Origin of the sequence: Microcoleus sp. S13_C5, from assembly GCF_036700845.1 — a bacterium.
GTDB lineage: Bacteria > Cyanobacteriota > Cyanobacteriia > Cyanobacteriales > Microcoleaceae > Microcoleus.
Genome location: NZ_JAUBPR010000082.1, coordinates 20,785 through 30,009 on the forward strand (window position 1 = coordinate 20,785; position 9,225 = coordinate 30,009).

Sequence of the window (9,225 nt, forward strand, 5' to 3'; positions counted from 1 at the left end):
TTGTAAAATCGAATCAACAGTCAATACTCAACTATCATTCAGTTTTTCGACCCCTCCTTCAACAGTCAACAGTCAACAGTCAACAGTCAACAGTCAACAGTCCACAGTCAACAATAATTCCCGTGCAACCGGAATTGATATTACAAGTAAAATTTTTTAATCCATCCCTTAATTTTCCGCTGCAAATAACCGCCTAACCCTCGGGAAATCTTCTCAAACTTATAATAAAATAAAATATCCATCACATCTTCAGTTTTCATATACTTTAAATAAGAAATCATTTTATCTGTCAGTTCATCATTAACATCATCGATATATTTTCTCACCGCCAATCTTTCCGAAATATTCCATTTCTTATCAAACTTGCGGTGCATTTGGGTTTCATAATCCCGAAAATCTGAGATTTTCCCTTCCAAATAGCTTTGAATATATTTCGCCGCTATTTCCGCACCATCCATCCCGTGTCTAATCCCTTCGCCGCCCAAAAAATTTACTGTCGAGACAGTATCACCGATCGCAATTATATTATCCTTGCAATAAATATCCTTCAAACCAGGGCTGTACTTCAGCGTCGAACCGTGTTTGTCAATAATTTTATAATTTTTAGACTTCAGATATTCATCAATCAGTAAATCAATATATTTTTTCAGCGGTGACAAATGCCTCACCGTTTTCGGGTCTAAAAAAATGCGACCCGCACCAACTTTCAGCCTGTTTGGTTCCATTGGGAATATCCAGGAATAACCCTTCGGCATCCATTTATCGCCCAAAAAGAAGATTAAATCACCGCTGTATTTATTGTAAACTTCTGGTTCTACTTCAATTAAATATTCAATTCCGGTTCCCGACAAAAAATCAGGCTTATCATTCTCTTTTTCGTACATAATCGCCCTAGCAAAGCCAGTAGCATCAACCAATACTTTCGTGCTAACTGTGATAATTTGACCGTCGGATAACTGTTTAAATTCTACCGTTGTTTCGCCCTTGACTTGTGAATGTCCGGTGTAGCGATAACCAAGCCAAACTTCACCGCCAAATCGCTCAGCTTCGCTGGCCAAAAATGCTCTAAATTTAGCAAAGTTGAGAACAACTCCCAAGCTTTCGGGAGACTCCCAACTTTGACTGACTTTGCTAGTTTCAATAGTAAGTTTGTGCCAAAAACTGCCGATAACGGATTCAGGTAAATCGAATTTAGAGAGGGTTTCTAGAGGCGTGGCGGCGCTAGAAAAATCATTTTTATTAAAATTGTCGTTTTGCTCTGCCAGCAAGACTTTGTGGCCGGATTTGGCTAGCATTCTCGCACAGTGACCGCCTGCTGGGCCGGCTCCTACTATTACTATGTCAAAACTTTTTAAATTCATTTTGCTTTTAACTCGCTTCCAATGTCAAAATACCTGCAGACATATCAACTACTAACCGCCGATTTTTCAGCCACTGGCGGCCGATTAAAATTTCCGGTACTCCGTCACCCACATGAACGGGAATGTCAAATTCTTGCTCATCTATGCGTACTTTTCCTGCATAAATATCGAAATCAAATTCTCCCTTTGCTGTCCGCATTTCTTGTCGCCTAATATAAATCCAATCAAGTCCCTCGAAATCTTGCTCGTCCATTGCTAACCAGCCCGAAAAACCTGTATCTAGCAGAGCATCGACAGGTAATTCTAAGCCGTTATTAGCAATCAATTCAACTTCAAAAAATAGCTCGTCCTCATCACCAAATCTTCCTGCAATCATATTGAGCCGCACGCCCCTGTATTGTTGATGCGGAAAAGGTAGGGGATAGCATTTGGGTGTTTCTGGCGGCACATTTTGGTAGCCGCCATATCATCCTTGTCGATAAAATATTCCCCGCTGTCGGGTTCAACCGCCATGTACCAGTTGTAGTGAGTGTCAATTAAGTCTGGTTTAAGGCGATCGAAAATTACTTTGCAACGCTTGCGAAATGCCGCTCTTTCGGCTCGCCACTGGGCTTTTTTTTCTTCTGACCACTGAATTTCGGGGAACAATCTTCCCCGCCGCACGGTACGATTTGGTTGCACATTAGTCATTGTTTTTTCTCCCTTATGGTAGCTTTTCTCGATCGTATTCTACCACAAGCTCCGGTTCGAGCTATCCGAAAGACGTGCAATTTAGCTTTGAGGTATTTTTCACTGGCTATCTTGGCAAATAAAATATCATTTCGATCGATAAAATATTCCCTGCAGGGAGTAAGTTTGGGTTAAGCACACCGTTTCAGATAGCTTTGGGCAACACCATCGCTGGGATTTCTTTCCAAACACATACCGAACAGGAATTTGGCATCCTCGATCGAGCCTTGATAGTAGCGAATCAAAGCTAATTCAAAAATCGGTTTCGTTTCCAATTTAGCTTCTTTTTGGGCGGGAGGATCCGCCTCAAATACCTCAAACACCCCCACTTTTTGAGCTTTTCCTCGAACTTGCACCTGATCGACGAGGCGCAGGGCATACTTCATCGGTTCTTCGAGCGCAGCTAAGGTGGTGTGGGAAATCAGAAACGGAACTTGGTAGACTTTTGTTAACTGTTGGAGGCGCGAACCGAGATTAACTGCATCGCCAATGACGGTGGTATCGATGCGAAAGTTACCGCCTACTGTTCCTAGCCTCAAATTTCCTGTATTGATGCCAATGCCAATTTCTATGGGTTGGCGGTCGAGTAGTTGTCGGCTGAGGTTGTATTCAGCGAGGATTTTCAACATAGTCACCCCTGCATTCACCGCACTATCGGCACTCACTTCAAACAGTGCCATGATTTCATCACCAATATATTTATCAATAAAACCACTATTTTCAATAATTGCAGGTTCCATGCGCCGGAGATAGCCATTGATAAACTTAAACGTATCTTCTGGGGTCATTTGCTCCGAATGGGTTGTGAAAGCACGGATATCGGCAAACAAAACCGACATTTTTTTCTCAATAGATTCTCCCAGTTGAATTTCGTTGATATTTGTTCGAGCCAGAAATTGCAAAAATTGACGCGGAACAAATCGGGAAAAAGCTTCATTAAGTTGGAACAATTCTTGGGTAAACTGTTCTCGTTCGGCTTCAGCTTGTTTGCGATCGCTGATATCATGGAAAGTCGCGATCGCCTGAGAAATTTGGCTTTTTTTATCCCGAATGGGTGTAGCCGAGACTTCTAAAGGAACGATCCGATCGGGGTAATGAATTTCGATATCCTCAGCACGAACTGTTTCCCCGGCTAAAGCGCGCACGATCGGCGATTTCTGTGCGGGATATAATTCCTCAGTTCCCCCCTGATAAATTTTGAAATCCGTTGAACTTTGCTCGATTTTGGTTTCAGGTAAAATGTCTAGCTGGAGTAATTCCTTGGCTTTCTGATTGGCATAAGTTATTTTTGCCGCATTATCGTGAACTGTAACACCAATGGGCATTGCTTCTAAAATCTGAGTCAGGCGACGTTCATTTTCCCGCAGTTGAGCATTCTGTTCTTCGAGTTTTTTGATTCGCCAATACTTGCTGAGAGCTTCTTTAACCGTCAGATAGAAATCCGTAGCATCCCAGGGTTTGGCAATATAACGGTAGAGATTAGCTGAATTCACAGCATTGCCCACTGCATCTGCTGCGGCTTGACCGGTGAGCATAATCTTCAATACATTGGGATATTGGGCATGAATCTGACAGAGGAGTTCGTCGCCTTTCATTCCCGGCATCAGATAGTCAGAAATAACTGCTGCAGTTTCGATACCTTCTGCTTGCAGTTCTTCGAGAAGTTCTAGGGCTTCTTCACCGCTTTGGGCCGCTTCAATCTGGTAATCTTGACCGAAGTTTCTTTGTAATTCCTCAGCAAGACCGTCCAACACCATCGGTTCGTCATCTACCACAAGAATTGCTAGTTCGTTCATCCTATTTTCAGGGCTGTTGTGAGGGTTTCGAGCAACTCTTCTTGCCGCCACGGTTTATGAATGCAGCAGTAAAGATTAGCTTCCCGCTTGGCTCGTTCAATAGCTTCCCCATCGGCTTGTCCGGTTAACAGAATCTTTGTAATATGGGCGAATTGCTGGTGGACTTGAACTAAAAACTCGTCTCCCCGCATTCCGGGCATCAACCAATCAGAGACAATTACAAGAATCTTGACTCCCCCGTCAGTTAGCTCTTCAATAATTTCTAGAGCTTCCTCACCACTTTCGGCAGCTTCATACAAAAATTGCTCGCCAAAGTGACGGCTAATTTGCTCTTGAAGAACTTCTAGGATAACTATTTCATCATCAACACAGAGAATTGCTACTTCAGTCATATTTTTATGGTTATCGAATTGAGTTCAGGTTGGGTCATCTAACCATTATATGTTTGTAGTAAGGACTTCAGTCCTTTGTTACGGATTTGAGCAAAATGCGGACGCGCATTCCTCACTACAAACCTCTTTTCTTACGGTCAATCGACCGGATATGATATGAAGCCCGTTAAAGACGATCTAAAAAAAATCATTTATTTTGTCATTTATATTACCCCATAGGCAACGTCACCGTGAAGGTAGTTTTGCCACAGACAGAGGCAAAAGTAATGGTTCCCTGATGTTTTTTCACGATTTTTCTGACAATATCCAGCCCTAAACCGCTTCCTTCTCCTGCTGGTTTGGTAGTGAAGAAAGGTTGAAAAATTCGCTCTTGAATATCTGGAGAAATCCCACAACCTGAGTCTGTGATTTCTACTACAATATTTCGCTCTTTTTGATGCACGCCGATTTCCAGCGTCCCTTTGCCATCCATAGCTTGAACTGAATTGTGAATTAAGTTTGTCCACACTTGCACGAGTTCGTCGGGATAGCAAGGAATCTCTGGAACGGGTTGATAGTGACGAGTGACCTCTACACCTTTCTTGAGATAATTGTGATACAATTCGAGTACGGTTTCAATGTTGTCAGTAATCTGGATCGATCGTTTTTCCCCAGTGTGGTCGTAACGAGCGTAGCTCTTGAGGGCGAAGACTATTTTTGAAGCTCGTTCGACGGCGTTGTTAATGTTTTGGCTGTTTGCTTGCAGGCGGGCAATATCGTAGGCAATTTGTACGATTTGATTGGCTTGGGGCGTTTGCAGCAAAGACATTTGAGAGTCAAAACTCTGATGTATTCCTCCTTCTGTTAGCAGGTGAGCCAGTTGTTTGGCATTGGCAATGTTATGAGATTCAAGCTGTTGAGTCAGCGTGCGTTTAATTTGGCGTTTTTCGCGGGTACTGAGGCTGGATTGAGTGCTCAGAGCTTGTTTGAGGACGCTGAAAAAGTCGGCTTGCTGTTGCTCGGTGAGTTGGGGCAACAGTTGGGGCAGTTGAAACAACGAGGCTTCTAAGGCTTTATCTGTGTTGCCGATCGCGGCGCGAATTACTCCCAAAGGCGTGTTAATTTCATGGGCTACCCCGGCAACCAGTTGTCCGAGGGCGGCCATTTTTTCCGATTGAATTAGCTCGTTTTGAGTGGCTTGGAGAGTGTCGAGGGTGTTTTTCAATTCCCGAGTCCGATCGGCTACTTGAGTTTCTAAAGTTCTATTGTAGTCTTCGAGAATTTTCTGAGCCTGTTTGCGATCGCTGATGTCGAAGAAAGCGGCGATCGCATATGCAATCTTGCCTGTATCATCAAAAATTGGCGTGGTGGAAACTTCTAAGGGAAGTATCTTATCTGGTTGGTGAAGTTCTAAATCGTCAGCTTTGGCAGCTTCACCGGCTAGGGAACGCACGATCGGCAGTTGGTCAGTCGGGTACAAATCCTGGGTGCCGGCACGATAAATTTGATATGCTTTGGCTATTTGCTCGGTTTTGGATTCTGGTGCTATGTTGAGGCCGAGTAACTGTTGTGCTGTCTGGTTGGCATAGTGGAGTTGTCCTGTTGGTGAGTGGATAGCGACACCCACGGGCATTGCTTCTAGGAATTGAGTCAACCGTCCTTCGCTTTCTTTAACTTCGGCATAGAGTTTGGCATTGGCGATCGCGATCGCGGCTTGTCCAGATAATAGTTGGATAATTTCCAATCTGTCGGGGGTAAAGGCTCCTGTGGTTAAATTATTTTCCAGATAGACAATGCCGCCCAGTTGACCTTGATTAACGAGGGGCGCAGATAAAATCGATTTAGTTTTATTTGCTTTGATATAGGGGTCATTTGTAAATTTGCCTTGATTGGCGGCATCGTTTTTAACAACGGTTTCTCGAGTACGGGTGACATAGTTAATGATTGATGTGGGTAAATGTCGATCGATGGGAATTGATTGCAATACTGGGATGTTATCAATATCCGCATCTCCCGAAGCTTCAATTACCCATTGTCCAGCTTTATCGAAGATTAGAAAGCCTGTTTGCGCCCCAGCATTTTCGATAAGAATTTTCATTAATTTGGCAAGTAATTTATCCAGCATAATTTCGCAAGAAATGGCTTGAGAAGCTTTCATGACAGTGGCTAAATCCAACGCTGATACTGACTGACTGCTACTGGTGGATGTAGTCGTTGTCGAGAAGGTGGGGGTAATGCTTTTGGTTACAGATGATTTAGGCAGTAGCTGCGGGTATCTTGCTTCCAAATCTTCGACTTTTGCCTTTGCTCCCCAGCGCACATAACCATAGTGTGCCTCTTTCATATAGGTTTGGGCAATCTTCTCTCTGCCACGCTCTAAATAAAACTTTGCAGCTAATTCATAAGCTAAGGCTTCTTCTTGGATATATTCGTTTTCTCTAGCTCCTGCAATGGCTTTTTCATAAAACTCTTCCGCTTCAAGGACTTGTCCTAAGACTCGTGCTTTCTCTGCCTCGACTAGATCGAATTTGTGCAAGTGATTCATTGGAGCATGATGCGCCCATCTACACATCTTTTCTTGATTCTTATCGACGCGATCGAGCAAAGCGTCTTTCTCGGAGTTTGAAAGATCGGCAAACACGCCTAGATGAGCTAGAGAATCATAAAAATTGAAGGGAGACTCAACAATCATTGCTTTCACTCCATCTAAATATTTCTCTGCCCTTACAGCATTTTCTACAGCTTGGTGTTTTTCTCCAAACAGATAGCACAACATCAGTTTATTTAGATAAAAGAAATGAAGTCGAGTTCTGTCATTGTCTGGGAGCGATTTTTCCTCGTTGAAAGCATCACCAATTAAACGGATGGGATTTTCAGACCGTCCCAACAAATTAAGAACTGCCTGCCAAAATACGGCAATCCAATTAAAAGGACTGTCCCGCCTGATTTGAGCAATAGCATTACTGTAGGTTGCCATTTGCTGTTCTAGTTCTGTCAGTTCGCGACCAATGAAATATGAATGATCGCACGTACAAAATGCACAATAGCCGGCGAATTCAAAATCTCCCGTTTCTATTCCGCTTTGATAGCCCTCAATTACAAAGGGGAGTGTTTCCCTGAAATGCTCTTTCCAATGTACTACTTTAGCTCCCAAAATCTCGAATACTTTCGACTTTACTTTCTGGGCATTTAACCGTTCCCGCAAATTTAAAGCCAACTTACCAAACTTATAGCCAGATTCATGGTCTTGACTTATCCAACACAAATTTATGGCATAACAAGCATAACCAAATGCAGACCAGGTCGCATTGCCATATTTGATAGATAAGTTAACCTGTTGGCAGGCATTTAGCACAAAAAGTTCAGAATTAGCGATATACGCAGCAGCCAAGGTACTCGCTAGAATAAACATGGCTGCTAGCGCTTCTGGAGATGTCATTTCCGGCAGATCGATTAGCTCTTCAATTTTCCGTCCCGTCAACAGCAACGAGGTTTCATCCAGTCCTTTTTGAACATCTAATTGACTCGGATTTTCCGGTAAACTAACCCCCAATTGTTCCAGAACATTAAGACCAATCTTAAGCGATTCTTTGAGATTTACTTGCGACACGGCAGCTTGAATTTCTACATCATAGACTTTCACCTTTTCCACAATAGTTTTGGCACTGTTTTGCACCACTTCAGCCAATTGCTTCATTCCGCTAAAGTCACCGCATAAGTACGCTGCCTCTGCTGCTTCCTCATATAAAGATAAGGCTAGATCGTAAGAACTCTGCCAACAATCCGCACTGAGGAGTCCACGTCCCACGTTCAAATATGCGACGGCTGCCCTATAAGCTGTTGCTGATTTAGCTTTCTTTCCTGCCATCAAATTGAGTTGGGCAATTTCATTTCGTTCGGCTCGATCGGTCACAAGTTCGACGCCTAGATTGAGGTGAGCGACGATTTTAAATATCTCCTCTGATAGGGCTTTCCGATCTGTATTCTGCAACAGTAGCCGACCAATTTGTAAGTGAACTGCTGTCTTTTGCGCTTCATCAATAAAGGCATACCCTGCTTGTTGAACTCGATCGTGCAGAAACTTGTAATCCTGAATTAACAGTTGAGTATCTAACTCAGAGGTGGGCAAAATCAATCCAGATTGAATTGCCGTCACCAGATCGGGGAAAACTGCCTCTTTGGATTTTTCACAAACAATAGAGATAGTGGTTAAATCAAAAGAAGCCCCGACACAAGCTGCCAAGCGTAAAACTTGCTGTGTGGATTCTGGCAGTTTCTTCAAGTTGCCAATCATCAACTCCACTACATTATCAGTAATGTCCTGTGCCTCAATGTGTGAAATATCCCACACGAAAGCGTGACGCTGAAAATCAAAAGTTATTAAGTTTTCGGCGTGCAGGGTTTTGAGAAATTGATTGGCAAAGAATGGATTGCCAATTGTTTTCCGCTGAACTAGGTCTGCTAAAGGTTTTACCGACTTATTGTCGCTCTGCAATGTATCAGCAATTAGCTGATTGATATGTTCTAATTCTAACGGCGCTAAGGTAATAAAATTGATAGTTGCTCCCCGGTTACGCAGCCCATCAAGCCTCATCATTAACGGATGGGCGGGGTTGACTTCGTTATCCCGATACACTCCAATTAGGAACAAATATTGTGTTTCGTTATCCGTCATCATCAGTTCGATCAACTTGAGAGTGGCAGAGTCTGCCCACTGCAAATCATCCAGAAAAATAACCAAAGGATGCTCTTGGGTACAAAATGCTCGGATGAACTGACTAAAGACGAGATTAAAGCGATTTTGCGACTCGGTTGGACCTAACTCAGGCACGGGCGACTGCTTGCCGACAATCAGTTCTACTTCGGGAATTACATCAATAATGACTTGACCGTTAAGCTGTTGTGCATTTAAAACGCATATTGGTATAATATAACATAATGATATTCAGAAAAAGTGAATGCCTGCTA

Annotated in this window: 6 protein-coding genes; all 6 read right to left on the reverse strand. The window is 43.1% G+C overall.

All coding sequences use genetic code 11. The features are described 5' to 3' along the window. Nucleotides 1-140: 140 nt before the first annotated feature. Nucleotides 141-1,361: an NAD(P)/FAD-dependent oxidoreductase gene (locus QUA04_RS19995; RefSeq protein ID WP_333259659.1), complete on the reverse strand. Its 1,221-nt coding sequence runs from the start codon at nt 1,359-1,361 to the stop codon at nt 141-143. Nucleotides 1,362-1,368: 7 nt separating this feature from the next. Further along, the gene (locus QUA04_RS20000; protein ID WP_333259662.1) at nt 1,369-1,737 is read right to left on the reverse strand and encodes an aspartyl protease; all 369 of its coding nucleotides are present in this window, start codon (nt 1,735-1,737) and stop codon (nt 1,369-1,371) included. Next, nucleotides 1,734-2,051 carry a hypothetical protein gene (locus QUA04_RS20005; protein ID WP_333259664.1) on the reverse strand — a complete coding sequence of 106 codons (318 nt, stop codon included), beginning with the start codon at nt 2,049-2,051 and terminating at the stop codon, nt 1,734-1,736. The genes QUA04_RS20000 and QUA04_RS20005 overlap by 4 nt, the downstream gene beginning before the upstream one ends. A gap of 170 nt (nt 2,052-2,221) precedes the next feature. Further along, on the reverse strand, nt 2,222-3,886 hold the full coding sequence (locus QUA04_RS20010; protein ID WP_333259667.1) for a response regulator: 1,665 nt from the start codon (nt 3,884-3,886) through the stop codon (nt 2,222-2,224). Then, complete coding sequence (locus QUA04_RS20015) at nt 3,883-4,278, reverse strand: response regulator (RefSeq protein WP_333259670.1); 396 nt, start codon at nt 4,276-4,278, stop codon at nt 3,883-3,885. Before QUA04_RS20015 ends, QUA04_RS20010 begins: the two co-directional genes overlap by 4 nt. A 208-nt stretch (nt 4,279-4,486) precedes the next feature. After that, entirely contained in the window at nt 4,487-9,202 is a 4,716-nt protein-coding gene (locus tag QUA04_RS20020) for an ATP-binding protein (RefSeq protein ID WP_333259678.1), read from the reverse strand. Between the last annotated feature and the right edge of the window lie 23 nt (nt 9,203-9,225).

Coding starts and splice junctions, on each gene's coding strand:
- QUA04_RS20005 (WP_333259664.1), bottom strand. CDS start 2,051: ATGACTAATGTGCAACCAAATCGTACCGTGCGGCGGGGAAGATTGTTC.
- QUA04_RS20010 (WP_333259667.1), bottom strand. CDS start 3,886: ATGAACGAACTAGCAATTCTTGTGGTAGATGACGAACCGATGGTGTTG.
- QUA04_RS20015 (WP_333259670.1), bottom strand. CDS start 4,278: ATGACTGAAGTAGCAATTCTCTGTGTTGATGATGAAATAGTTATCCTA.
- QUA04_RS19995 (WP_333259659.1), bottom strand. CDS start 1,361: ATGAATTTAAAAAGTTTTGACATAGTAATAGTAGGAGCCGGCCCAGCA.
- QUA04_RS20000 (WP_333259662.1), bottom strand. CDS start 1,737: ATGATTGCAGGAAGATTTGGTGATGAGGACGAGCTATTTTTTGAAGTT.